The organism is Pseudazoarcus sp. NS36, assembly GCF_059703705.1.
This window is the reverse complement of sequence record NZ_BAAKJA010000003.1, coordinates 236,169-260,066: the sequence shown is the minus strand read 5'-3', so window position 1 is coordinate 260,066 and position 23,898 is coordinate 236,169. Positions and strand designations below refer to the sequence as shown.

General features: G+C 63.3%; 26 protein-coding genes. 11 read left to right on the top strand and 15 right to left on the bottom strand.

Annotated features, from left to right (window positions below; all coding sequences use genetic code 11):
* Positions 1-12 precede the first annotated feature (12 nt).
* From gatB to AC6H0R_RS06440, 6 genes are all read left to right on the top strand, one after another.
* Complete coding sequence (gene gatB / locus AC6H0R_RS06465) at positions 13-1,470, top strand: Asp-tRNA(Asn)/Glu-tRNA(Gln) amidotransferase subunit GatB (RefSeq protein ID WP_497580527.1); 1,458 nt, start codon at positions 13-15, stop codon at positions 1,468-1,470.
* 20 nt (positions 1,471-1,490) lie between these two features.
* Complete coding sequence (locus AC6H0R_RS06460; protein ID WP_497580526.1) at positions 1,491-2,027, top strand: DUF3617 domain-containing protein; 537 nt, start codon at positions 1,491-1,493, stop codon at positions 2,025-2,027.
* 109 nt (positions 2,028-2,136) lie between these two features.
* The gene (locus AC6H0R_RS06455) at positions 2,137-3,228 is read left to right on the top strand and encodes a YeeE/YedE family protein (protein WP_497580525.1); all 1,092 of its coding nucleotides are present in this window, start codon (positions 2,137-2,139) and stop codon (positions 3,226-3,228) included.
* Between the two features lie 53 nt (positions 3,229-3,281).
* A complete protein-coding gene (locus tag AC6H0R_RS06450) occupies positions 3,282-4,082 on the top strand; it encodes a class II glutamine amidotransferase (protein WP_497580524.1) in 801 nt (266 codons plus the stop codon).
* Between the two features lie 56 nt (positions 4,083-4,138).
* The gene (locus AC6H0R_RS06445; protein ID WP_497580523.1) at positions 4,139-4,567 is read left to right on the top strand and encodes an HIT family protein; all 429 of its coding nucleotides are present in this window, start codon (positions 4,139-4,141) and stop codon (positions 4,565-4,567) included.
* Positions 4,564-6,168, top strand: a complete 1,605-nt coding sequence (locus AC6H0R_RS06440) for a cyclic-di-GMP receptor FimW-related protein (RefSeq protein WP_497580522.1) — start codon at positions 4,564-4,566, stop codon at positions 6,166-6,168. Before AC6H0R_RS06445 ends, AC6H0R_RS06440 begins: the two co-directional genes overlap by 4 nt.
* Here the strand turns inward: AC6H0R_RS06440 and phoR are convergent.
* Together phoR and phoB are read right to left on the bottom strand one after the other, a co-directional pair.
* Positions 6,152-7,465, bottom strand: coding sequence for a phosphate regulon sensor histidine kinase PhoR (gene phoR / locus AC6H0R_RS06435; RefSeq protein WP_497580521.1), 1,314 nt, complete (start codon positions 7,463-7,465; stop codon positions 6,152-6,154). The genes AC6H0R_RS06440 and phoR overlap by 17 nt on opposite strands.
* 63 nt (positions 7,466-7,528) lie before the next feature.
* Positions 7,529-8,230 carry a phosphate regulon transcriptional regulator PhoB gene (gene phoB / locus AC6H0R_RS06430; protein ID WP_497580520.1) on the bottom strand — a complete coding sequence of 234 codons (702 nt, stop codon included), beginning with the start codon at positions 8,228-8,230 and terminating at the stop codon, positions 7,529-7,531.
* A gap of 130 nt (positions 8,231-8,360) precedes the next feature.
* Between phoB and AC6H0R_RS06425 the strand changes: the two genes are divergently transcribed.
* The 4 genes from AC6H0R_RS06425 to AC6H0R_RS06410 all read left to right on the top strand — a co-directional run bounded on the left by AC6H0R_RS06425 (position 8,361) and on the right by AC6H0R_RS06410 (position 11,081).
* Positions 8,361-8,807, top strand: a complete 447-nt coding sequence (locus AC6H0R_RS06425; RefSeq protein ID WP_497580519.1) for a gamma-butyrobetaine hydroxylase family protein — start codon at positions 8,361-8,363, stop codon at positions 8,805-8,807.
* A gap of 4 nt (positions 8,808-8,811) precedes the next feature.
* Positions 8,812-9,549 (top strand): bifunctional demethylmenaquinone methyltransferase/2-methoxy-6-polyprenyl-1,4-benzoquinol methylase UbiE, encoded by a 738-nt coding sequence (ubiE, locus tag AC6H0R_RS06420; protein WP_497580518.1) that lies wholly within the window; start codon positions 8,812-8,814, stop codon positions 9,547-9,549.
* Between the two features lie 71 nt (positions 9,550-9,620).
* A complete protein-coding gene (locus AC6H0R_RS06415; protein WP_497580517.1) occupies positions 9,621-10,472 on the top strand; it encodes a Tim44 domain-containing protein in 852 nt (283 codons plus the stop codon).
* Between the two features lie 18 nt (positions 10,473-10,490).
* On the top strand, positions 10,491-11,081 hold the full coding sequence (locus tag AC6H0R_RS06410; protein ID WP_497580516.1) for a ubiquinone biosynthesis accessory factor UbiJ: 591 nt from the start codon (positions 10,491-10,493) through the stop codon (positions 11,079-11,081).
* Between the two features lie 68 nt (positions 11,082-11,149).
* Here the strand turns inward: AC6H0R_RS06410 and AC6H0R_RS06405 are convergent, their stop codons facing one another.
* The 9 genes from AC6H0R_RS06405 to AC6H0R_RS06365 are packed head-to-tail and all read right to left on the bottom strand — an operon-like array spanning position 11,150 to position 18,046.
* On the bottom strand, positions 11,150-11,575 hold the full coding sequence (locus AC6H0R_RS06405) for a F0F1 ATP synthase subunit epsilon (RefSeq protein ID WP_497580515.1): 426 nt from the start codon (positions 11,573-11,575) through the stop codon (positions 11,150-11,152).
* A 53-nt stretch (positions 11,576-11,628) separates the two neighbouring features.
* The gene (gene atpD / locus AC6H0R_RS06400; RefSeq protein ID WP_497580514.1) at positions 11,629-13,026 is read right to left on the bottom strand and encodes a F0F1 ATP synthase subunit beta; all 1,398 of its coding nucleotides are present in this window, start codon (positions 13,024-13,026) and stop codon (positions 11,629-11,631) included.
* A 27-nt stretch (positions 13,027-13,053) separates the two neighbouring features.
* The gene (gene atpG, locus AC6H0R_RS06395) at positions 13,054-13,923 is read right to left on the bottom strand and encodes a F0F1 ATP synthase subunit gamma (protein ID WP_497580513.1); all 870 of its coding nucleotides are present in this window, start codon (positions 13,921-13,923) and stop codon (positions 13,054-13,056) included.
* Positions 13,924-13,943: 20 nt separating this feature from the next.
* The gene (atpA, locus tag AC6H0R_RS06390; protein WP_497580512.1) at positions 13,944-15,482 is read right to left on the bottom strand and encodes a F0F1 ATP synthase subunit alpha; all 1,539 of its coding nucleotides are present in this window, start codon (positions 15,480-15,482) and stop codon (positions 13,944-13,946) included.
* A 13-nt stretch (positions 15,483-15,495) separates the two neighbouring features.
* Entirely contained in the window at positions 15,496-16,032 is a 537-nt protein-coding gene (locus AC6H0R_RS06385) for a F0F1 ATP synthase subunit delta (protein ID WP_497580511.1), read from the bottom strand.
* Positions 16,033-16,035: 3 nt separating this feature from the next.
* A complete protein-coding gene (locus AC6H0R_RS06380; protein WP_497580510.1) occupies positions 16,036-16,509 on the bottom strand; it encodes a F0F1 ATP synthase subunit B in 474 nt (157 codons plus the stop codon).
* 37 nt (positions 16,510-16,546) lie between these two features.
* Entirely contained in the window at positions 16,547-16,795 is a 249-nt protein-coding gene (gene atpE, locus AC6H0R_RS06375) for a F0F1 ATP synthase subunit C (protein WP_497572865.1), read from the bottom strand.
* A 52-nt stretch (positions 16,796-16,847) separates the two neighbouring features.
* The gene (gene atpB / locus AC6H0R_RS06370; RefSeq protein ID WP_497580509.1) at positions 16,848-17,702 is read right to left on the bottom strand and encodes a F0F1 ATP synthase subunit A; all 855 of its coding nucleotides are present in this window, start codon (positions 17,700-17,702) and stop codon (positions 16,848-16,850) included.
* Positions 17,703-17,704: 2 nt separating this feature from the next.
* Positions 17,705-18,046 carry an ATP synthase subunit I gene (locus AC6H0R_RS06365; protein ID WP_497580508.1) on the bottom strand — a complete coding sequence of 114 codons (342 nt, stop codon included), beginning with the start codon at positions 18,044-18,046 and terminating at the stop codon, positions 17,705-17,707.
* 188 nt (positions 18,047-18,234) lie between these two features.
* Here AC6H0R_RS06365 and AC6H0R_RS06360 point away from each other — a divergent pair, with 188 nt between their 5' ends.
* Positions 18,235-19,557, top strand: a complete 1,323-nt coding sequence (locus tag AC6H0R_RS06360) for an MFS transporter (RefSeq protein WP_497580507.1) — start codon at positions 18,235-18,237, stop codon at positions 19,555-19,557.
* 8 nt (positions 19,558-19,565) lie between these two features.
* Here AC6H0R_RS06360 and AC6H0R_RS06355 read toward each other — a convergent pair whose 3' ends face one another.
* From AC6H0R_RS06355 to mnmG, 4 genes are read right to left on the bottom strand one after another with little or no spacing between them, the layout of a single operon-like run.
* The gene (locus tag AC6H0R_RS06355) at positions 19,566-20,414 is read right to left on the bottom strand and encodes a ParB/RepB/Spo0J family partition protein (protein ID WP_497580506.1); all 849 of its coding nucleotides are present in this window, start codon (positions 20,412-20,414) and stop codon (positions 19,566-19,568) included.
* Positions 20,415-20,445: 31 nt separating this feature from the next.
* Positions 20,446-21,216 (bottom strand): ParA family protein, encoded by a 771-nt coding sequence (locus AC6H0R_RS06350; RefSeq protein ID WP_497580505.1) that lies wholly within the window; start codon positions 21,214-21,216, stop codon positions 20,446-20,448.
* Positions 21,216-21,842 carry a 16S rRNA (guanine(527)-N(7))-methyltransferase RsmG gene (gene rsmG, locus AC6H0R_RS06345; RefSeq protein WP_497580504.1) on the bottom strand — a complete coding sequence of 209 codons (627 nt, stop codon included), beginning with the start codon at positions 21,840-21,842 and terminating at the stop codon, positions 21,216-21,218. Before rsmG ends, AC6H0R_RS06350 begins: the two co-directional genes overlap by 1 nt.
* Positions 21,839-23,821, bottom strand: a complete 1,983-nt coding sequence (mnmG, locus tag AC6H0R_RS06340) for a tRNA uridine-5-carboxymethylaminomethyl(34) synthesis enzyme MnmG (RefSeq protein WP_497580503.1) — start codon at positions 23,819-23,821, stop codon at positions 21,839-21,841. Before mnmG ends, rsmG begins: the two co-directional genes overlap by 4 nt.
* Positions 23,822-23,898 lie beyond the last annotated feature (77 nt).

The window sequence follows — 23,898 nt, the reverse complement described above, 5'->3', positions numbered from 1 at the left end:
GAGTCCCCCGCCATGAGCCGTAATGAATGGGAAGTGGTCATCGGACTGGAAGTCCATGCCCAGCTCACCACCGCCTCGAAGATCTTCTCCGGCGCCTCGACTGCCTTTGGTGCCGAGCCCAACCGCCAGGCCAGCGCCGTCGACATCGCGCTGCCCGGCGTGCTGCCGGTGCTCAATCGCGGCGCGGTCGAGCGCGCCATCCGCTTTGGTCTGGCCATCGGCGCACATGTCTCGCCAAAGAGCATCTTCGCGCGCAAGAACTACTTCTACCCCGACCTGCCGAAGGGCTACCAGATCAGCCAGATGGAACTGCCCGTGGTACAGGGCGGCGCGATCACCATCCGCGTCGGCGAAGGTGACAAGGCCTACGAGAAGACGGTGAACCTCACCCGTGCGCACCTGGAAGAAGACGCCGGCAAGAGCCTGCACGAAGACTTCCACGGCATGAGCGGCATTGACCTGAACCGCGCCGGCACACCGCTGCTGGAGATCGTGTCCGAACCGGAGATGAGCTCGTCGGCCGAAGCCGTAGCCTACGCCCGCGCGCTGCACGCGCTGGTGCGCTGGATCGAGATCTGCGACGGCAACATGCAGGAAGGCTCCTTCCGCTGCGATGCCAACGTGTCGGTGCGTCGCCCCGGCGCGCCGCTGGGCACGCGTCGCGAGATCAAGAACCTGAACTCCTTCCGCTTCCTGCAGCAGGCCATCGACTACGAGATCCAGTGGCAGATCGAGCGCATCGAAGACGGCGGCACCATCCAGCAGGCCACCGTGCTGTTCGACCCGGACACGGGCGAGACGCGCGTCATGCGCACCAAGGAAGACGCGCACGACTACCGCTATTTCCCGGACCCCGACCTGCTGCCATTGCTGATCTCGCAGCAATGGATGGATGACGTCGGCTCGGCCATGCCGGAATTGCCCGAGGCGATGAAGGCGCGCTTCATCGCGCAGTTCGGCCTGTCGCCCTACGACGCCGCCACGCTCACCGCTTCGCGCGAAGTCGCGGCCTTCTTCCAGGCCACGGTCGATGCGGCCGGCAGCGCCAATGCCAAGACCTGCGCCAACTGGGTCATGGGCGATCTGGCCGCGCGACTCAACAAGGCGGATCTGGACATCACGGATTCGCCGGTATCGGCCTCGCAGATTGCCGGGCTGGTGCAACGCATCGCCGACAACACAATCTCTAACAGCATCGGCAAGAAGGTCTTCGATACGCTGTGGAACGGCGAGGGGGCATCGGCCGACGAGATCATCGAAACGCAGGGTCTGAAGCAGGTCACCGACTCGGGCGCCATCGAGACCATCGTCGACGAAGTGCTTGCCGCCAACCAGAAGTCGGTTGAAGAATTCCGCGCCGGCAAGGACAAGGCCTTCAACGCGCTGGTCGGTCAGGTCATGAAGGCCAGCCGCGGCAAGGCCAATCCGGCACAGGTCAACGAAATCCTGAGGCGCAAGCTCGGCGCCTGAGGCCCAAGGAGCACAACGCCATGCAACGTATTCTCGCCCTGTCGCTCGCCGCCGTCGCAGGCGCGGCGCTGGCCAACCCGGTGCCGCCGAACATGCCCAAGCCCAATCCTGGCCTGTGGGAGATGAAGACCACCGTCGCCGAAATGGGCGGCATGGCGATGACCTTCGAAAGCTGCATGGGTGGCAGCGTCGAGGAGCTGCTGCAGCGCCCCGAAGTCGAAAACGCCGACTGCTCGGACATGAAGATCGACTATGCCGGCAACCGCATGACGGCGCGCGCCACCTGCACCATCGAAGGTTCGCGTGCCGACATGGTGTCCGAGTTCACCGGTGATTTCCGCCGCGCCTACCAAGGTCAGATTCGCTCGACCTACACGCCGCCGCTGCATGGCATGTCGCAGACCACTGCCACGGTCGAAGGCCGCTGGATCGCGCCAAACTGCCTCGCCGGGCAAAAACCCGGTGACTCGCGCATGAAGGGTGGCGTGAACATTCCCGGGCTCGGCAACATCGACCTCGACGCGATGATGAAGAACATGCCGGGCGCCGGCCGCTGAGACGACAGACATTGCGTCGTTTGCGTCAAGTCAATAATCGTTCTCTAATTTAAGAGCATTCTCCAGCGATCACTCGTGATCGCGCGCCGCCCCTGCGGCGGGAGAATGCATGTCCGCACTCATCAAACTCGTCGAAGCCATTGGCGACCAGTACGCCCTGGCGCTAGGCGGGCTCGTGGTCGGCGCACTGTTCGGTTTCTTCGCCCAGCGCAGCCGCTTCTGTCTGCGTGCCGCGGTCATCGAGGTCGCACGCGGGCAGTTCGGCGGCAGGCTCGCGGTGTGGCTGTTCGCCTTCTCCGCAGCGGTCGTCACCACCCAGTTTCTGGCGCAGATCGACGCGTTCGACACCGCCAACGTGCGCCAGCTCGCCAGCCGCGGCAGCCTTTCCGGCGCACTGATCGGCGGGCTGATGTTCGGCGCCGGCATGATCCTCGCTCGCGGCTGCTCAAGCCGCCTGCTGGTACTGGCCGCCAACGGCAACCTGCGCGCGCTGCTGTCCGGTCTGATTTTCGCAGTTGCGGCACAGGCTTCCATGCACGGCATTCTGGCGCCGGCGCGCGAGGCACTTGGCAATCTGTGGACCATCGACGGCGGCCATGCGCGCGACCTGCTGGCACTGACCGGCCTGGACAACGGCGGCGGCCTGGCCTTCGGTCTGGTATGGCTTGCTGCCGGCGTTTTCTTCGCGCTGCGCGCACGCATCCCGCTGTGGGGCTGGATCGGTGGCATCGGCTGCGGTGTCATGGTGGCGGCCGCCTGGTGGTTCAACTTTGCGCTGTCGCACATCACTTTCGAACCGACGGCCGTAAAAAGCCTGTCGTTCACCGGCCCGGCCGCAGACATGCTGATGCTGGTGCTGTCGCCGCTCGGTCAGGTGCTGAACTTCGACCATGGCATGGTGCCGGGCGTCTTCCTGGGCTCCTTCATCGCTGCCTGGCTGGCGCGAGAACTCAAGCTCGAAGGATTTCAGGGGGGTGCGGCAATGCGCCGCTACATCATCGGCGCGCTGCTGATGGGCTTTGGCGGCATGCTCGCCGGCGGGTGTGCAGTGGGCGCGGGGGTGTCCGGCGCAGCCGTGTTTGCGATGACTGCGTGGGTGACGCTGTGCGGCATGTGGGCCGGCGCGGCGCTGACCGACTGGCTGGTGGATCGACGCGGCACAACCGTCCAAACGCCGGCAGCCAGCCCCGTGCATCCCTGATGCGCACGGCCAACACCCTATAATCGGGGCATCGAACCTCCGGAATACCGACCATGTGCCAGCTTCTCGGCATGAACTGCAACGTCCCGACCGACATCTGCTTTTCCTTCACCGGCTTTCGCGCGCGCGGCGGGCTGACCGACCACCATCGCGACGGCTGGGGCATTGCCTTCTTCGAAGGGCGCGGCGTACGCGTTTTTCTCGATCCGAGGCCGAGCGTGGATTCGCCGGTAGCGGAGCTCGTGCACCAGTATCCGATCCGCTCGCTCAACGTGATCTCGCACATCCGCAAGGCCACGCAGGGCGATATCCGGCTCGACAACACCCATCCGTTTCAACGCGAATTGTGGGGCCGGTACTGGATCTTCGCGCATAACGGCAACCTGCTTGATTACGCTCCGCAGCTGGGCGGACGCTTCCTGCCGGTGGGGACGACGGACTCGGAACGCGCCTTCTGCCACATCCTTCAGACGCTGGCAGAGCGCTTCCCGGACGGCCCGCCCGACGCGCACATCCTGCAGGCAACGCTGCGCGAACTGGCCATTTCCATCGGCGCTCACGGCGAATTCAACTTCTTGCTGTCCAACGGCGAGCGCCTGTTCGCGCACTGTTCGAGCCGCCTCGCCTATGTGATCCGTCAGGCGCCGTTTCCCACCGCTCACCTGTCCGATGAAGACGTCAGCGTGGATTTCAATCACGTCACATCGCCGCAAGACCGCGTCGCCGTAATCGCCACCCTGCCGCTGACTGACAACGAGACCTGGACGCTGATCGCCCCCGGCACCCTGATGGCATTTGCGCACGGCGAACCGGAAGATCTGGGAGAAATGCACACCATCGCGCACACCGGCTGAACGGGCCGGCGCCCGGCTGCCGCTATAATCCCTTCATCATTCCGGCTGGAGGCTTCATGACCTGTGCTCTCTGCGAATCCGGTTCGGAGCGAATCCTCTGGCAAGATGCGCTGTGCCGCGTGATTGCCGTCAATGATGCGGACTACCCGGGCTTCTGCCGCGTCATCTGGCACGCCCATGTGGCAGAGATGAGCGATCTGCCTCCTGCACAACGGGATCATCTGATGGACGTGGTGTTCGCCACCGAACACGTCCTGCGCAATACGTTGCAACCGGACAAGATCAATCTCGCCAGCTTCGGCAACATGGTGCCGCACCTGCACTGGCACGTGATTCCGCGTTACCGGGAAGACCGTCACTTTCCCCAGCCGGTCTGGGCCGAGCCGGAACGCGAAGCCGCGCAGCGCACCACCCCGGACGAGGCAACGCTGGCCGCAGAACTGGCGCTCGAACTGGCCCGCAATCCGCCACGGAGCTCGCGATGAGCCACCCCACCGCCGCCGATTGCCTTACCGCGCTGCGCGACCTTCGCGGCAAGGACCCCACCACCTTGCGCGACGAGCTCGAAATCATGCTCGATGCCGTGCTCAACGCCGTTCCGCCTTCGCGCCGCCACCTCGACGTGCTCGAAACCATGCGTGAGCCGCTTTCCCGCGCACTGGCGACACTGTCGCTGCGCTACTCCGGACTGTTGGTCGCGCCCGATGCCCCCGAGAACGACGTGCTGCTCAAGGTCAGTTCGACCTGGGGAAAGATGGCCGACGCCTATTCGGTCATTGCCCAGGACACCGCGCTGGGCAATTCGGACGCCACGCTCACGCTGCTCGCCCAGCGCCGCTCGGACTGCCTGGGGCGCGCGGTGCTCGAGTACATGCGGGCACGACGTGTCATCGCACCCGGCCTGTGGTCGGCATTGCATGAAAGCCTGATCGACGCCGAGGCACGCGGGCTTGCCTACACCCGCGCGCCAGATCCGCTCAATCCCTGGCAGGCCCAAAGTGCAGCGGAAGCACACATCGTTCTGCTGCTGGTGGACCTGTCAGCGCCATTCAGCCGATCACCGCGCGAGTTCGGTCAGATCTGGCATTGCGCGCGGCACTTCGCACCGCACTGCCGCTTGCTCGCCCCCGACAGCGACGCCGACGATGGCCGTCGCGCCGCCTATGGTCTCGACCTGCACGGTGACCACGGCCTGCGCCCGATCGCGACGCTGACGCGCCTGGACGGCATTCGCCGGTTTGACAGTTCGCAACTCGCCGACCAGTTCCGGGAGCTGACGGCGCGCATCCGCAAACGCCAAAGCGTTACCGAGCTCAATCTGGATCCGTCGGTGGAGGTGGACGAAGCCGTGCGTCTGCTGCTGTCGCTTTATCGCCCGTGGGCGCGCGGCTCGGTCGGACGCCGCTTTACCCGCCGCCCCGGCGGCGGGACAGTCGAGCTCACCGGCGACTGGAAAGCGATTACCTTTTATGTGGGCGGCAAGCCGTTCAGCCAGCCGAGCGTGCAGGGCGAAGCCCGCAGTGTACGCAGCGACATGCGCCTGCTGACGCTGGGCGAACGCGTCACGGACATCGCCATTGAGCAGCCCACCGCCGTTCAGCGGGCTGCCGAGCATCGGGGCTTTATCTGCACTCAGTGGGAAATCCTGGATCAGTCACTTGGCGGGTTCCGGCTGCGTCGCAGCAGCAGCGCGGAACGACTGGCACATCGCGGGCTGATTGCCATCCGCCCGAGCGACACCAGAACCTTCATGCTGGGCACGGTCAGTTGGGTGATGTACCGCGAAGACGGCGCTCTGGATGCCGGCATCCAACTGCTCGAAGGCATTCCCACGGTCGTCGCCGTGCGTTCGGTCGGGCTGGGTCAGGGACAATACGACGTCAGCTTTCAGCCGGCTTTTCAGCTGTCCGAAACGCCGGCCATCAAGTCTCCAGCCACACTGGTGCTGCCTGCTGGCTATTTTCAGCCCTTCCGTGTCGTCGAGATGTTCGACGGAAGCCTGCGCGGCTTCCGCTTGCTGGAACTCGTCAACCGCGGTGCGGACTTCGATCAGGCGACCTTCGAGACGATCAACGTCGCCGGGTAAGCCTCGACCCGGGGAAGCGCACCGCAAAGCGACTGCCCTTGCCCGGTGTGCTCTCGATATCCAGTTCAGCGCTGTGGCGCGACACGATGTGCTTTACGATCGCCAGCCCCAGACCGGTCCCGCCGGTCTCGCGCGAACGCCCCTTATCCACCCGGAAGAAGCGCTCGGTCAGGCGCGAGATGTGTTTCGTGTCGATACCGATACCGTTGTCCGAAACCGAAAATTCACCATTGCCCATGCCGCGGCGCCAGCCGATGACGATGCGGCCGCCAGCCGGCGTATAGCGCACCGCATTGCTGGCGAGGTTGGCAAACGCGGAGTGCAACTCCTTCTGGCTGCCTAGCACGATGTCGCCTTCGTCACGCGTATCCAGCTCGACCTCGATCTGGTGCTTGCCGGCTGACAACACGATGGCCTCCTGCGAGATGCTGCGCACTAGCGCGCAGACGTCGACCCGCTCTTCATTCGGTGCCGGAGCATCCGTTTCCAGCGCCGACAACGTGAGCAAATCTTCGATCAGGCGCTGCATGCGGGTGCTCTGGTCGAGCGCCATCTGCAGGAAGCGCTCGATATCGGCACGATCCAGATCATCCAGACCGTCATGCACGGTTTCCAGAAATCCGCCGACCACCGTCAGCGGCGTGCGCAACTCGTGCGACACGTTGGCGATGAAGTCCTGACGCATGGTCTCGAGCTTCTCCAGCTGCGTGATGTCGCGCGAGATCAGCATCTTCTGCCCGCCGCCGAAAGGCACGAGCTGCATCTGCAAGCGCATGCCCGGTTTGCGCGGCGACTGGATCAGCAGCGGCTCGTCGTGCAGCTCGGCCTCCATGTACTCCACCAGCTCCGGCACACGCACGATGCCGACCAGCGGAACGCCGATGTCCTGATCCTGCGAAAGTCCGAAGTGCTGCTCGGCACGGCGGTTGAGCCACTCGATGGAGTCGCTGGCCGACAGATAGACGATCCCGTCCGGCATGGCCTCACTGGCGGCACGGAAGCGTTCCAGCGTAGCGGTGTGGCGTACGCGTTCGTCCCGTCCGTCGCGCGCGCGACATTCGAGCTCGTGAAAGACCGGCCGCCAGGCGCCATGCCCCTCCGGCGCCGGTGCATCATCACGCCGACGCGCCCACTGTGCCAGCCGCTGCAGATTGCTCAGATGATGATCAAGTAGGCCCAGCAACACCAGAATGAACAGCCCGATACCGAACCACATGCCGTAGGCGTAGCCGACAACGAGGGACACGACCGCGCAGGCCGAGATGAAAATCAGCGATCCGGTCCAGATCTTGTACATGGTTGCCGAAAATGAAGGACGGGCCCGCACATGCGGGCCCGTCGATTATTACACGTGGCCTGTTCAGGCCGCGGCGTCGAGCTGGGTGGAGAAACGGTATCCACTGCCCCGAACGGTCTGGATCAGCTGATCGTGCCCGGTCGGCTCAAGCGCCGAACGCAAGCGTCGGATATGCACGTCCACCGTGCGCTCTTCAACGAAGACATGGTCACCCCACACCTGGTCGAGCAACTGGGTGCGTGAATGCACGCGCTCCGGGTGCGTCATCAGGAAGTGCAACAGGCGGAACTCAGTAGGCCCGAGCGCCAGCCCTTGGTCGCTGGCACTGACACGGTGCGCGATCGGGTCGAGCTTGAGCCCGCCCATCTCCACCGGATCGTCGGTAGCCTGCGGCGCGCGGCGGCGCAGCACCGCCTTGATGCGGGCCACCAGTTCGCGTGGCGAAAACGGCTTGGTGATGTAGTCGTCTGCTCCGGTCTCCAGCCCCGTCACCTTGTCGGCCTCCTCTCCGCGAGCCGTCAACATGATGATCGGCGTACTGCGCGTACGCTCATCGGCACGAAGCCGACGCGCCAACTCGACACCGGACATTCCCGGCAGCATCCAGTCGAGGAGAATCAGGTCGGGCAGGGCGTCGCGCACCAATCTCTGAGCCGCTTCGGCATCGGCTACGCGGATCACGTTGTGGCCGGCCCGGGTGAGATTGACGGCGATAAGTTCCTGAATCGCAGGCTCGTCTTCGACCAGCAGTATGTTTGCAGCCATCGTTTGCTCCATTTGTTCTGGCGAAGTCTATTGCAGAACCTTGAAGGTTTTGTGACAGGTCACGCAAGTCGGTGCCGCACCGGCTTCAGGTATGATTGGCAACTCCACATCGCTGCAGACGAGGCCCATCATGGCCGGACTCGACACCCGTACCCCGACCCCCACCGGCATCACCGTGCACCGCCAGTCGAAGACCCTCGAAATCGCGTTCGACGACGGCAAGGTGTTCCAGCTTCCGTTTGAATTCCTGCGCGTACATTCGCCGTCCGCCGAAGTACGCGGCCACGGGCCCGGTCAGGAAGTGCTGCAGGTCGGGAAGCGTAACGTCGCCATTGCGGCGGTCGACCCCGTAGGCAACTACGCCATCCGTCCGCGCTTTGACGACGGTCACGACAGCGGCCTGTATTCGTGGGATTACCTGTACATGCTTGGCAGCCGCCAGGATGAGTTGTGGCAGGAGTATCTCGACAAACTCAAGCAGGCCGGCGCCCAGCGCGACCCTGCAGCCACTGCATCTGGCGGCGGTTGCGGTTCAGGTGGTTGCGGGTCGGGTGGCTGCGGCTCTCACAAGCACTAAAACGATGAGCGAACGGAACACTCATTTCGGTTTCGAGACCGTTGCCGAGGGCGAGAAGCGCCACAAGGTTGCCGAGGTTTTTTCGTCGGTCGCGCGCCGCTACGACGTCATGAACGATCTGATGTCGATGGGCCTGCACCGCCTGTGGAAGACCTTTGCCATACAGCTTGCCGGCGTCCGCGAAGGCTCGCGCGTTCTCGACGTTGCCGGCGGAACGGCTGACCTCTCACTAGCATTTGCCAAGCGCGTAGGCAAGAGCGGGCAGGTGTGGCTCACAGACATCAATCACGCCATGCTGTCGGTCGGGCGCGATCGGGTGGTCAACAACGGGCTGCTGCTGCCGGTGGCACAGTGTGACGCCGAGAAGCTGCCGTTCCCGTCCGACCATTTCGACTGTGTCACCGTTGCCTTCGGCCTGCGCAACATGACCCACAAGGACGTCGCACTCGCCGAGATGACGCGTGTGCTGCGTCCCGGCGGCCGGCTGCTGGTGCTCGAATTCTCCAAGGTCTGGAAGCCGCTGGCACCGGCTTATGACTTCTATTCCTTCAAGATCCTGCCGTGGATGGGCGACAAGGTCGCCAAGGATGCGGATAGCTATCGCTACCTGGCCGAGTCCATCCGCATGCACCCTGGTCAGGACGAATTGAAGACGATGATGGAACACGCCGGTCTGAGTCGTGTCGACTACTTCAACATGACCGGCGGCGTGGTCGCACTGCACCGCGGATTCAAGATTTGAGGAGGACGCGCCCACAGGGGCGCGCCGATCAGACCGGCGCAGACCGGCTTTTTTGTGGAGCAAGGCATCACATGAAACACCTTTTCATGACGCTGATCGCAGCGGTCTTTACCTTCAGCATGATGATCCCCGAGGCAGAGGCGCGACGCTTCGGCGGTGGCAGCAGCTTCGGCATGCAGCGCCAGATGGCGCCCCCGCAGGCACCGCGTCCCGCCGCCACAGCACCTGCTCGCCAACCCACGGGCGCTGCGGCACCGACACGTTCGTCGTGGATGGGCCCGGTCGCAGGCCTGGCCGCAGGTCTTGGGCTGGCCGCCCTGTTTTCCCATCTCGGCCTGGGTGAGGAGTTCGCTTCGTTTTTCCTGATCGCGCTGATGGTCTTCGCCGGCCTCATGCTGTTCCGCATGCTCGCTCGTCGCGCCACGGCAAATGCCGAGGGCTCGGGGCCATTGCAGTATGCCGCGAACGGGCCGGGAAGCTTTGGCGGCGGAGTTCCCAGGTCCATGAGTGAAGTGGGCGGCGGCGCGGCAGCTCCGTCCAACGAGCTGCGTGCTCAACTCGACGAAGAGGCCTTCCTGCGCCAGGCCAAGCTGAGCTTCATCCGCCTTCAGGCGGCGAATGACCGCGGCGATCACGACGATATTCGCAGCTTCACCACGCCGGAGGTCTTTGCCGAGATTTGCATGCAGATCAACGAGCATCCTCCGGTCGAAGGACAGCGTACCGACGTCGTCGATCTCGATGCAGAAGTGCTTGATGTGGCTGAAGAGAGCAGTCGGTACGTCGTCAGCGTGCGCTTCAAGGGCCTCATCCGCGAAGATGCAGACGCGGCGCCGGCCACCTTTGATGAGGTCTGGCATCTGGTCAAGAACGTTGATGGCAGCGGCGGCTGGCTGGTTGCCGGCATTCAGCAAAGCCACTGATCCCATTCCGCAGCGAACATGAGCACGGCTTTGTTCGATCAGGGCTTCATCGCTGCAGTCAATCATGCGCTCGCGCGCTCACCCTGGGCACGCGAGCGCCTGCAGGCTTTCAGCGACCAACAGTTCCGCATTGACGCTACCCCTTTCAGGCTCGACGCAAGCATCACCACGGCTGGTCTGCTCGGGGCCGCCTCGAAGGACTCTGAGCCGGACGTAAGCCTGAACCTGCCCATTGCCGAGGTGCCACTGGTGCTTTCCGGCGGTCTGGATCGGCTGATGAATCGTGTCCGGATTTCAGGCAATGCTGAGTTCGCGGAGGCTCTTGGCTTCGTGTTCCGCAATCTGTCTTGGGACATCGAGGAAGATCTGTCGCGCGTGGTCGGTGACGCCCCGGCCCATCGCATCGTCGAAGGCGCACGGTCATTGGGCGTGATGCGGAAGCGGGCCGCGGAATCCCTGGGCGGCAACCTCGTCGAATACCTGACCGAAGAAAGTGGCCTGATCGCCTCACGCCCGGAGCTGAATGGTCTGCATGACGAAGTCACGCATTTGCGCGACGCAGTCGCGCGTCTGGACAAGCGCATCGACCGCCTGCGCAAACGCATCTGAAGGAGAAGCGCCACAAACAAAAAGGGCAACCGCATGCGGTTGCCCTTTTCATTACATCCCGTTGACGCTCAGTGGCCGCGCTTCTTCAGGCGCTGGATCGCTGCGATCTGCGCGATGGCTTCCATCAGTTCGGCTTGGGCCTTTGCGTAATCTACCTGCCCCGAACGGTTCTGCAGAGCCTCTTCGGCCAGACGCTTGGCTTCAAGCGCCTTGGCTTCGTCGAGATCAGCGCCACGGATCGCGGTGTCGGCCAGCACGGTCACCAGACCCGGCTGGACTTCGAGCAGACCGCCGGCGACGAAGATCAGCTCTTCGGCTTCCTGATTCGGCAGCTTCACACGTACCGCACCCGGGCGGATACGCGTCAGCAGCGGCATGTGGCCGGGCAGAATACCGAGCTCGCCTGCTTCACCGGGCAAGGCAACAAACTCTGCCAGACCCGAGAAAAGCTGCTCTTCCGCACTTACGACGTCGACGTGAACAGTCATGGCCATGGGTTGTCCTTATGTTCTGGCTGCGCGGCGGGCGAACCCGCCGCACTGCGCTATCAGAGTTTCTTGGCCTTTTCCATGGCCTCTTCGATGCTGCCGACCATGTAGAAAGCCTGCTCCGGCATGTGGTCACACTCGCCGTTCACGATCATCTTGAAGCCCGAGATCGTGTCCTTCAGCGGAACGTACTTGCCCGGCGCGCCGGTGAACACTTCAGCCACGTGGAAGGGCTGCGACAGGAAGCGCTGGATCTTGCGTGCGCGACCGACGGCCAGCTTGTCTTCCGGCGACAGTTCGTCCATGCCCAGAATTGCGATGATGTCGCGCAGTTCCTTGTAGCGCTGCAGGGTCTGCTGAACCTGACGCGCAACGCCATAGTGCTCTTCGCCGACGACCAGCGGATCGAGCTGGCGGCTGGTGGAGTCGAGCGGATCGACGGCCGGGTAGATACCCAGCGCGGCGATGTCACGGCTCAGCACGACGGTGGAGTCGAGGTGGAGGAAGGTCGTTGCCGGCGACGGGTCGGTCAAGTCATCCGCGGGAACATACACGGCCTGGATCGAGGTGATGGAACCGACCTTGGTCGAGGTGATGCGCTCCTGCAGACGGCCCATTTCGTCGGCCAGCGTCGGCTGATAACCCACCGCAGACGGCATACGGCCGAGCAGCGCAGACACTTCGGTACCGGCCAGCGTGTAGCGGTAGATGTTGTCGACGAAGAACAGGATGTCACGGCCATCGTCACGGAAACGCTCGGCCATGGTCAGACCGGTCAGCGCAACGCGCAGACGGTTGCCCGGGGGCTCGTTCATCTGACCGAACACCATCGCGACCTTGTCGAGAACGTTGGAGTCCTTCATCTCGTGGTAGAAGTCGTTGCCCTCACGGGTACGCTCACCCACACCGGCAAACACCGACAGGCCCGAGTGCTGCTTGGCGATGTTGTTGATGAGTTCCATCATGTTGACGGTCTTGCCGACGCCGGCGCCGCCGAACAGGCCGACCTTGCCGCCCTTGGCGAACGGGCAGATCAGGTCAATAACCTTGATGCCGGTTTCGAGCAGTTCGACCGACGGGGACAGCTCGTCAAACTTCGGTGCCTTGGCGTGAATCGGGCGCAGTTCGTCGGACTTGATCTCGCCGGCTTCGTCAATCGGGCGGCCCAGCACGTCCATGATGCGGCCCAGCGTACCTTCACCGACCGGCACGGAAATCTGCGCGCCGGTATCCGAAACGGCCATGCCGCGGCGCAGGCCGTCGGTGGAGCCGAGCGCAATGGTACGCACCACGCCGTCACCGATCTGCTGCTGCACCTCGAAGGTCAGACCCGCTTCAACGATGGCGTTGCTGGTGTCTTCAAGCTTGAGGGCGTTGTAAACCTTGGGCATCGATTCGCGCGGGAACTGGATATCCACCACGGCGCCGATACACTGAACGATCGTTCCTTGACTCATCGTCATTTCCTTAAAAGCAATAATCCGTTAGACCGCGGCTGCGCCGCCGACGATTTCCGACAGTTCCTTCGTGATCGCTGCCTGGCGGGTCTTGTTGTAGACCAGCTGCAGTTCACCAATCACGTTCTTGGCGTTGTCGGACGCGGCCTTCATCGCCACCATCCGCGCACTCTGCTCGGACGCCATGTTCTCGACCACACCCTGATACACGACGGTTTCGATGTAGCGCATCAGCAACTCATCGACCACCACTTCCGGGCTCGGCTCGTAGAGGTAATCCCACAAGGCGTCGGGCGTTCCGAGCTGCTCACCGGTAACCGGCAGCAGCTGCTCGAGCACGGGCTCCTGCTTCATGGTGTTCACGAAGCGGGTGTAGGCCACATACACGGTGTCGAGGTCTTCCTCACGGAAGGCGTCGAGCACGACTTTCATCGGACCGATGATCTTGTCGAGGTGAGGCGTATCGCCCAGTTGCGTGACCTGCGACACGACCTTGGCACCAATTCGCTGCATGAAGCCCAAGCCCTTGTTGCCGATGCAGCACACCTGAACCTCGCTGGCCCCGCTGCCTTCCCATTCCTTCATCGCGTTGATGACAATGCGCTGGATGTTGGTGTTGAGACCACCACACAGGCCCTTGTCGGACGTCACGATGATCAGGCCGATTCTCTTGCCTTCGGCCTTGCGCACGACGAACGGGTGACGATAGTCAGCCACGTTCGCCTGCGACAGGTTGGCGGCGAGCTGGCGGATCTTTTCGGCATAGGGGCGGGCGTGCCGCATCCGTTCCTGCGCTTTGCGCATCTTGGATGCCGCGACCATCTCCATCGCCTTGGTGATCTTGCGCGTGTTCTGCACGCTCTTGATCTTGGTCCGGATTTCCTTACCGCTTGCCATTTACGCCTCCCTCAGCGGTCTCAGGACCAGGTCTTCTTGAACGCTTCGATGGCGCCAGCGAGCTCTTTCTCGCCGTCAGCGTCGATTTCGGCCTTGGTCTGAATGCTGTTGTACAGTGCGGCGTTCTGGGCTTCGATGTGCTTGTGCAGCGCCGTTTCGAGTGCCAGCAGACGATTCACGTCGACGTCGTCGAAGTAACCCTTGTTCACCGCGAACAGCGTGATTGCCAGCTTGGCCACCGACAGCGGAGCGAACTGCGCCTGCTTCATCAGTTCGGTCACGCGACGACCACGCTCGAGCTGACGACGGGTCGCCGCATCAAGGTCCGAGGCGAACTGCGCGAAGGCCGCCAGTTCACGGTACTGCGCGAGGTCGGTACGGATACCGCCGGAGAGCTTCTTGACGACCTTGGTCTGGGCAGCACCACCGACGCGCGACACCGAGATACCGGCGTTGATGGCGGGGCGGATACCGGCGTTGAACAGGTCGGTCTCGAGGAAGATCTGGCCGTCGGTGATCGAGATCACGTTGGTCGGAACGAAGGCGGACACGTCACCGGCTTGCGTTTCGATGATCGGCAGCGCGGTCAGCGAACCGGTCTTGCCCTTGACTTCACCGTTGGTGAATTTCTCGACGTAGTCGGCGTTCACGCGAGCAGCACGCTCGAGCAGGCGGGAGTGCAGATAAAACACGTCACCCGGGTAGGCTTCGCGGCCCGGCGGACGGCGCAGCAGCAGGGAGATCTGACGATATGCCCAAGCCTGCTTGGTCAGATCGTCATAAACGATCAGCGCATCCTGACCACGGTCACGGAAGTACTCGCCCATGGTGCAGCCAGCGTAGGCCGACAGGTACTGCATGGCGGCAGATTCGGAAGCCGAAGCAGCAACGATGATGGTGTATTCCAGCGCGCCGTGCTCTTCGAGCTGGCGGACCACGTTGGCAATGGTCGAGGCTTTCTGACCGATGGCAACGTAGACGCAGAGCATGTTCTGCCCTTTCTGGTTGATGATCGCATCGACGGCAACAGCGGTCTTGCCGGTCTGGCGGTCACCGATGATCAGCTCACGCTGACCACGGCCGATCGGCACCATCGAGTCGATGGCTTTCACACCGGTCTGGACCGGCTGCGAAACGCCTTCACGGGCGATCACGCCCGGAGCGACTTTCTCGATCTTGTCGGTGATCTTGGCGTTGATCGGGCCTTTGCCGTCGATCGGCTGACCCAGCGCGTTAACCACGCGACCGAGCAGTTCCGGACCAACCGGCACTTCGAGAATGCGGCCGGTCGCCTTGACCGTATCGCCTTCAGAGATGTGCTCGTAGTCACCCAGGATGACCGCGCCGACAGAATCACGCTCAAGGTTCAGCGCGAGCCCGAAGGTGTTGCCCGGGAACTCCAGCATCTCGCCCTGCATGACATCGGCGAGACCGTGAATACGGGTGATGCCGTCGGTGACCGAAACGACAGTGCCTTCGCTGCGCGACGAGGCGCCAAGCTTCAGGTCCTGGATCCGGCTCTTGATCAGCTCACTGATTTCAGAGGGGTTGAGTTGCATTTTGCGATAACTCCTAGTTCTTGAGCGCAGCGGCCATGTTCGCGAGCTTGCCGCGGACCGAGGTGTCGATGACGTCGTCGCCGACGGCAATCCGGACGCCACCGATGAGTTCGGGGTCCAGACGCACGTTGACGTTGAGCTTGGCTTTGAAGTGGGCCTCAAGATCCTTCTTGAGAGCGGCCAGCGTCGCGTCGTCGATGTCGAAAGCCGAACTGACGTCGGCTTCCAGCACACCTTCGTGTCCGTTCTTCTTGGCAACGAACAGGTCGCGGATTTCGGGCAGCACCTGCAGGCGGTCGTTCTCGATGAGGATGCGAACGAAGTTCTGCTGATCGGCGGAGAGGCCCTCGCCTGCGACGCCCATCAGCAGGGAATACACCTGGTCATCCGAAAGCTTCGGATTGTGGGTGACTTCCTTCATCGATGCGTCGGAGACGATGGCGGCGAGGCTGTCCAGGGCGTCAAGCCAGGGACCCAGCGCCTTCTTGCCTTTCGCCTGCTCGAACGCAGCGTCGGCGTAGGGGCGCGCGATGGTGAGGTTCTCGGCCATGACTTATTGCAGTTCCTGTTTCAGGTTTGCCAGCAACGCGTTGTGGGCCTTGGCGTCGATCTCGCGGCGCAGGATCCTCTCCGCGCCGGACACGGCAAGCGCCGCGACCTGGTCACGCAGTTCTTCCTTTGCGCGCTGCATCGCCGAAACGGCTTCGCTTTCGGCTGCGGTACGGGCCTGTTCGACGATGCGTGCAGCTTCGCCACGCGCTTCCTCGATGAGCTTGGCGGCCTGCTTCTCTGCGGCGGTGCGAACATCGCCTGCGGATTCGCGCGCCTTGCGCATCTCTTCGACGGCTTTCTTCTCAGCCAGCTCGAGGTCGGATTTGGCCTTGTCCGCAGCTGCCAGCCCGTCGGCGATCTTCGCCGCGCGCTCATCGAGTGCCTTCATGATCGGCGGCCACACGAATTTCATCGTGAACCAGCCGAGAATGAAGAACACAACGATCTGGGCTATCAGGGTTGCGTTCAGATTCACTGTTCTTGACCCTCGTTGGGTGTTGAGGTGGTATCGATCAGGCGACGACGAACGGGTTGGCGAAGGCGAACATCATCGCGATACCCACGCCGATCAGGAACGCGGCGTCGATCAGACCGGCCAGCAGGAACATCTTGGTCTGCAGGGCGTTCATCAGTTCCGGCTGACGAGCCGAAGCTTCGAGGTACTTGCTGCCCATGATGCCGATGCCGATGCACGCACCGATGGCGCCCATACCGATGATCAGACCAGCAGCCAGCGCGACGTAACCGAGAGTGACTTCCATGACAACTCCTTGAAGAAAGGTGACTAGTTAAAACGGCGGATGATACAGAAAATCAATGACCTTCATGCGCCTGACCGACGTACACCAGGGTCAGCATCATGAAGATGAAGGCCTGCAGCACGATGATCAGGATGTGGAAGATCGCCCAGATCGAGCCAGCAACAATGTGGCCCAGGAAACCGAATACGGTGGCCGTGCCGCCAAGCAGCGCGATCAGCACAAACAGCAGCTCACCGGCGAACATGTTGCCGAACAGACGCAGGCCGTGCGAAACCGTCTTGGCGAGGAACTCGATCATCTGCATGACGAAGTTCACCGGCCACAGCAGCGGATGCGCACCGAACGGGGCGGTGAAGAGCTCGTGGATCCAGCCACCGACGCCCTTGATCTTGATGTTGTAGTAGAAGCACATCAGCAGCACCGAGATCGCCATGCCCAGCGGCACGTTGATGTCGGCGGTCGGCACGACGCGCATGTAGGCCTCACCGGCGTGTTCGACGAAGCCCATGGAGGCCATCAGACCGCCCCAGGCCATCGGAATCAGATCGACCGGCACAAGGTCCATGGTGTTCATCAGCAACACCCAGATGAACACGGTCAGCGCCAACGGGGCCACGAACTTGCGCGACTCGGCACTGTGGATGATGCCTTTGGCCTGGTCGTTAACCAGATCAACCATCATCTCGATCAGGCCCTGGAAGCGGCCCGGCACGCCGGAGGTCGCGCGCAGCGCCACACGCCACAGGATGAACACGGTCAGCGCGCCAAGGCCGAAGCCCCAGAACACGGAGTCGAGGTTGATATACGTCCAGTCAACGATGTTTTCCTGTCCATGACCCGTCTGATTCAGGTTGGTCAGGTGGTGTACAACGTACTCGGATGCGGTCGGTGCGTGCCCGGATGCCATGATTATGTCTTCACCAGAAAAGCAAACAAATTCGCCTTGAGCGCCAGAATCAGACCGATGAACAAGCCTCCCCAATGGAGGTCCTCATACAAGGCCTGAATCAGCACCAACAATCCTACGATCGCGATGATCTTGATGAACTCGCCGATCATGAAAGTCATCGCGGTCACCGGACCGGGATGCTTCGAGACCGCCTTCATGCGGAGCGCGAACAGCAAGTTCGGCACCGCACACACCAGACCCGCGAGGGTTGCAGAAACCGCGCCATGGACCCCGAAAAAAACGGCCGCCAGGGCCGCTGCGATGAGGGTCGCGCATATCTGCAGAAATACGACTTTCAGCATGGATCGCTGCCTTTTCTACCCGTTCGGGAGGCGCCGACGGCTGAAAATCCGGGCAATGGTAGGGGTTAACCTCTATCAAGTCAAACCTGTTCGGCCCCATGTTTTCAGGGCGTCTGCCCCTTGCAGGGATTTGCGCCGAAAGGTAGCGGGCCTCAGACTGCGGCTTTCTACACCAACAGGCCTGATCGATGATCCGTACCTCCCGCGCCAGCCGCCGCGAGATCTTCGGCTGGAGCATGTTCGACTTTGCGAACCAGGCCTATACGCTGCTGATCATCACGGTCATTTTCGGCGACCTGTACACGCGCATCGTTGTCGGCGACGCACCCGACTATCGGATCGGCAATCTGATGTGGAGCATGGCGCTGTGCCTGAGTTATCTGCTGGTGGTACTCACCGCACCACTGTTGGGCACCATCATGGATCACGCCCGCGCGAAGAAGCGACTGCTCTTTGCCAGCTACATCGCCACCGTCGCCACGACCGCACTGCTGTATTTCGTTGCCCCCGGCTGGTGGTGGCTGGGCTTCTTCCTGATCGTGCTGTCGAACACCGCCTACGCCATCGGCGAATCCTTCATCGCCAGCTTCCTGCCCTTCCTCGGCAAACCGGGCGAGCTGGGCAAGGTATCCGGCTTCGGCTGGGCACTGGGCTACGCTGGCGGGCTGGTTGCTGCAGTATTCGCACTGGTCTTCCTCGGCGAGGTCAGCTTTGACAACTTCGACCGCGTTCGCTGGGTCGGCCCCTTCGCCGCGGCCTTCTTCCTGATTGCCGCGATCCCGACCTTCCTGTGGCTGCGCGAACCGGACATCGGCGTACGTCGCCCGCTTGATGGCGGCGTGGTCGCGGCCGGCTACCGCCGGCTGTGCGAGACGGCTCGCACCGCTGCGCAGTACCCGGATCTGCGGCGAGTCTTCCTCTCCATCCTGTTCGCGATGGCCGGCGTGTATGTGATCGTCGCGTTCTCGTTCATCTACGGTGCGCAGGTCATTGGCTGGAGTGAGGGCACGCGCACGCTGATGTTCATCGTCGTGCAGCTCACTGCACTCGGCGGTGCGCTGCTGTTCGGCTGGCTGCAGGATCGCGTCGGCGGGCGTCCGACCTACGCCATGACGCTGGTGCTGTGGATCGTCGCGATCCTTGCGATCTACTACGTCGCCGAACTCACCGTGATCATCAACGCCACGCTGGGAACGAGTCTGTTGACCGAACAGGTGTTCCTGTTTGCCGGCCTGCTGTCGGGGCTGAGTCTGGGGTCGAGTCAATCGGTCGGACGCGCACTGGTCGGCGCTTTCGCGCCACCCGAGCGGGCGGCCGAACTGTTCGGTTTCTGGGGGCTGTTCTCCAAGCTCGCCGCGATCTTCGGCATCTTCGGTGTCGGCCTGCTGCAACTGGCCTTCGGGCTGCAGGGCGCCGTGCTGTTCTGCATCGTACTGTTCGTCGCCGCGCTGGTGCCGCTGGCCGCCGTCAACGAAAAACGCGGCATTGCAGCCGCGCATGGGGATGCATAGCCGGACGGCTACTTGAGGCGCGAAAGCAGCCCGTCGAGCTGATCCAGATCACCGAAACGGATCGACAGCTCCCCGGCACCCTTGCGATTGGCGCGGATCTTCACGGTCGCACCGAGTGTGTCGGCCAGTTCGTCCTGCAGCCGCAACAGATCACGATCCGGGGCCGCCGGGGTCTTCTGCGCATGCGGATTGAGCATGCGATACACCAGATGCTCGGTCTCACGCACCGAGTGACCGCGCGCCGCGACCTGATTCGCCACCTGGATCTGGCTCGCCTCATCCAGCGGTAGCACCGCACGGGCGTGGCCCATGTCGATGTCGCCCGCCATCAGCAACTCCTGCACCTGAGCCGCCAGATTGAGCAGGCGCAGCAGGTTCGACGCTGCCGAGCGCGAACGCCCGACCGCATCGGCCGCCTGCTGGTGGGTCATGCCGAACTCGTCGACCAGCCGCTGAATGCCGGCGGCTTCTTCGAGCGGATTAAGGTCTTCACGCTGTATGTTCTCGATCAGCGACATCGCCAACGCAGCTTCGTCGGGGATCTCGCGCACCAGACACGGCACATATTCCAGCTCGGCCAGACGCGAAGCACGCCAACGCCGTTCACCGGCGATGATCTCGTAGCGATCCGGCCCGACCGGGCGCACCAGGATGGGCTGCATCAGCCCCTGCGCACGGATCGATGCCGCCAGCTCATCAAGCGAGCCCGGGTCCATGCGCGTGCGGGGCTGGTACTTGCCGGGCTGCAGGCGGTCGAGCGCCAGCGTCTGCAGCTCGCCCTTGTCTTCGTCGTCGCGGTTACCGGCCAGCAGGGCATCCAGCCCGCGGCCCAGGCCTTTCGGTTTCGGTGGCGTCATGCGTGTTTCCGGAGGGTTGCGAAGGGGCGTATCACAGCGTCTTTACCCGTTCGATCATTTCCTGCGCGAAGGCCATGTAGGCCTGCGCGCCCTTGGCGCTGCGGTCAAACAGCACGCCGGGGATACCGTGGCTGGGCGCCTCGGCGAGCCGCACGTTACGCGGCACGATGGCCTTGAAGACCTTGTCGCCGAAATGCCCTTCGAGCTGGTCCGACACCTGTTGCTGCAGGGTCATGCGCGGATCGTACATGACGCGCAACAGGCCGATGATCTTCAGATCGGGGTTGAGGTTGGCGTGCACCTTCTTGATGCTGTTGACCAGATCAGTCAGCCCTTCCAGCGCGTAGTACTCGCACTGCATCGGGATGATCACGCCGTGCGCCGTACACAGGCCGTTGAGGGTGAGCAGCGACAGGGACGGCGGGCAGTCGACCAGGATGAAGTCGTACTCATCGACATAGGGTGCGAGCAGGTCGCGCAAGCGCGTTTCGCGCCGATCCAGATCGACCAGCTCAACCTCGGCGCCGGCCAGATCCCGGTTGGCTGGCAGGACGTCGAAACCACCGGTCGGCGAAGTCACGCGCACTTCCTCAAACGCAGCGATACCAACCAGCGCGTGGTAGATCGAGTGCCCCAGACTGCGCTTCTCGACGCCGCTGCCCATGGTGGCGTTACCTTGCGGATCGAGGTCGATCAGCAGGGTGCGCTGCCCGGCCTCATGCAGCGCGGCTGCGAGGTTCACGCAGGTGGTGGTCTTGCCGACGCCCCCTTTCTGGTTGGCGACGCAGAAGATTCTTGCCATCAGTCCCGTTCCAGGATGATCAGATGCCGTTCCGCGTCCAGCCCCGGCACCGTCAGCGGCAGGGCTTCGACGATGCGCACGTCGGCTGGCAGCGACGCGAGTTCGTCCCGAGGATACACGCCTTTCATCGCCAGGAAGCGCCCGCCGCGGCCGAGAAGATGACGGGTGAGTCCCACGAAATCGCCCATGTCCGAAAAGGCGCGCGAGATCACGGCGTCGAACGGCGCATCGGGCACCACGTCCTCGACGCGGGCATGCACCGGCATGAAGTTGGGCAACTGCAGCTCGATCTTGGCCTGCTGCTGGAAGCTGGATTTTTTGCCGACGGTTTCAATCGAGGTGATCGCCAGATCGGGGCGCGCGATGGCCAGCGGAATGCCGGGCAGGCCGCCGCCCGAACCGATGTCGGCCAGCCGCGCAATGCCTGCCAGATGCGGCAGCACAACCAGCGAGTCGAGCAGGTGGTGGGTGATGGCCTGCTCGGGCGAGCGGATCGCGGTCAGGTTGTAAACGCGATTCCACTTGCCGAGCAAAGCGGCGAAAGCCAGCAGCTTGTCGCGCGCTTCCGGTGAAAGCTCAAGCTTGAGCGCCGCAAGGCCGCGGTCCAGCAGGGCGGCCTCGCTCATGCGCTCTTTTTGCCCGCATCCGTCTTGCCGCCGGGCCGCCCCAAGGCAAGACCGCCCCCCTGGGGGGCGGCGCCGCCGGCATCGCGGGCAAGCGTGGGGGCCATCAACTCATTGCGTTTGAGCCAGACGAGCAGCAAGGAGACCGCAGCTGGCGTTACGCCCTGGATACGACCGGCCTGGCCGATGGTTTCGGGACGATGCGTATTGAGCTTCTGCTGCACTTCCTTGGACAGACCACGCACCACCGAATAATCGAGCTGGCCCGGCAGGCGCGCGGATTCGGCCTGCAACTGACGCGCGACCTCGCCCTGCTGACGGTCGATGTAGCCCTGATACTTGGCCGCGATTTCCACCTGCTCGATCACGGCAGGATCAAGCGCCTCGCTTGCCGGCGCACCCGGCAGGCTCATCAGGCCGGCGTACGTGGCCTCGGGCCGGCGCAGCAGTTCAAAGAAGCGGTACTCACGCTCCAGCGCCTTGCCCAGTACACGCTCGGCGTCCGCCGCCGGGACGTTGGCTGGATGGGCCCAGGCGGCCTTCAGGCGCGCGGTTTCGCACTCGATGGCATCACGTTTGCGGCAGAAGGCATCCCAGCGCGCATCACTCACCAGACCCAGTTCGCGGCCCTTTTCGGTCAGGCGCAGGTCGGCATTGTCTTCGCGCAACTGCAGGCGGTACTCCGCGCGCGAAGTGAACATGCGGTAGGGCTCGGACACGCCGCGCGTGATCAGGTCATCCACCAGCACGCCCAGATAGGCTTCGTCGCGGCGCGGGCACCAGGGCTCGCGGCCCTGCACCTGCAGCGCCGCGTTGGCACCGGCCAGCAAACCTTGGGCAGCGGCTTCTTCGTAGCCTGTGGTGCCATTGATCTGACCGGCGAAGAACAGGCCGCTGAACGACTTGGTTTCCAGACTGGACTTGAGGTTGCGCGGGTCGAAGTAGTCGTACTCGATGGCATAGCCGGGGCGCAGGATGTGTGCGTTCTCCATGCCGTGGATCGAGCGTACGACCGCCAGCTGCACGTCGAAGGGCAGCGAGGTCGAAATCCCGTTGGGGTAAATCTCGTGCGTATCCAGGCCTTCCGGCTCAAGGAAGACGTTGTGGCTGTCCTTGTCGGCGAAACGGTGGATCTTGTCTTCGATGGACGGACAGTAGCGCGGGCCGACACCCTCGATCACGCCGGAGTACATCGGCGAACGGTCCAGGTTCTCGCGAATGATCTGGTGCGTGCGCTCGTTGGTACTGGTGATCCAGCACGGCAACTGGCGCGGGTGTTGCGCGGCCGAGCCGAGGAAGCTGAACACCGGCACCGGATCGTCACCGGGCTGTTCCTGCATCACCGAGAAGTCGATGCTGCGCGCATCCAGCCGCGGCGGCGTACCGGTCTTCAGGCGACCCTGCGGCAGCTGCATTTCCTTCAGGCGCTGGCCGAGCGAGATTGACGGGGGATCGCCGGCACGGCCGCCGACATGGCTTTGCATGCCGACGTGGATCAGGCCGTTGAGGAAGGTGCCGGCGGTCAGCACCACCGCACGCGCTTCAAAGCGCAGGCCGATCTGCGTGACCACGCCGGTAACGCGCTCGCCCTCGACGGTGATGTCATCCACCGCCTGCTGGAACAGCGTCAGGTTCGGCTGGTTCTCCAGCCGGTGGCGGATCGCGGCCTTGTACAACACGCGGTCGGCCTGGGCGCGGGTGGCGCGCACGGCCGGCCCCTTGGAGGCATTGAGGATGCGGAACTGGATGCCGCCCTCGTCGGTGGCCTCGGCCATCGCACCGCCGAGCGCGTCGACTTCCTTCACGAGGTGGCCCTTGCCGATGCCGCCGATCGACGGGTTGCAGCTCATCTGGCCAAGCGTCTCGATGTTGTGCGTGAGCAGCAGCGTCTTCGCGCCCATGCGCGCGGACGCGAGCGCAGCCTCGGTGCCGGCATGGCCACCACCCACAACAATCACATCAAAGGACTCTGGATATCGCATGGCGCACCCCGGCGCGTGAAATTCGGCGAAGGGCGAGATTCTACGCTTGCGAGGCGCAAAATCCTAGGCAATGCAGG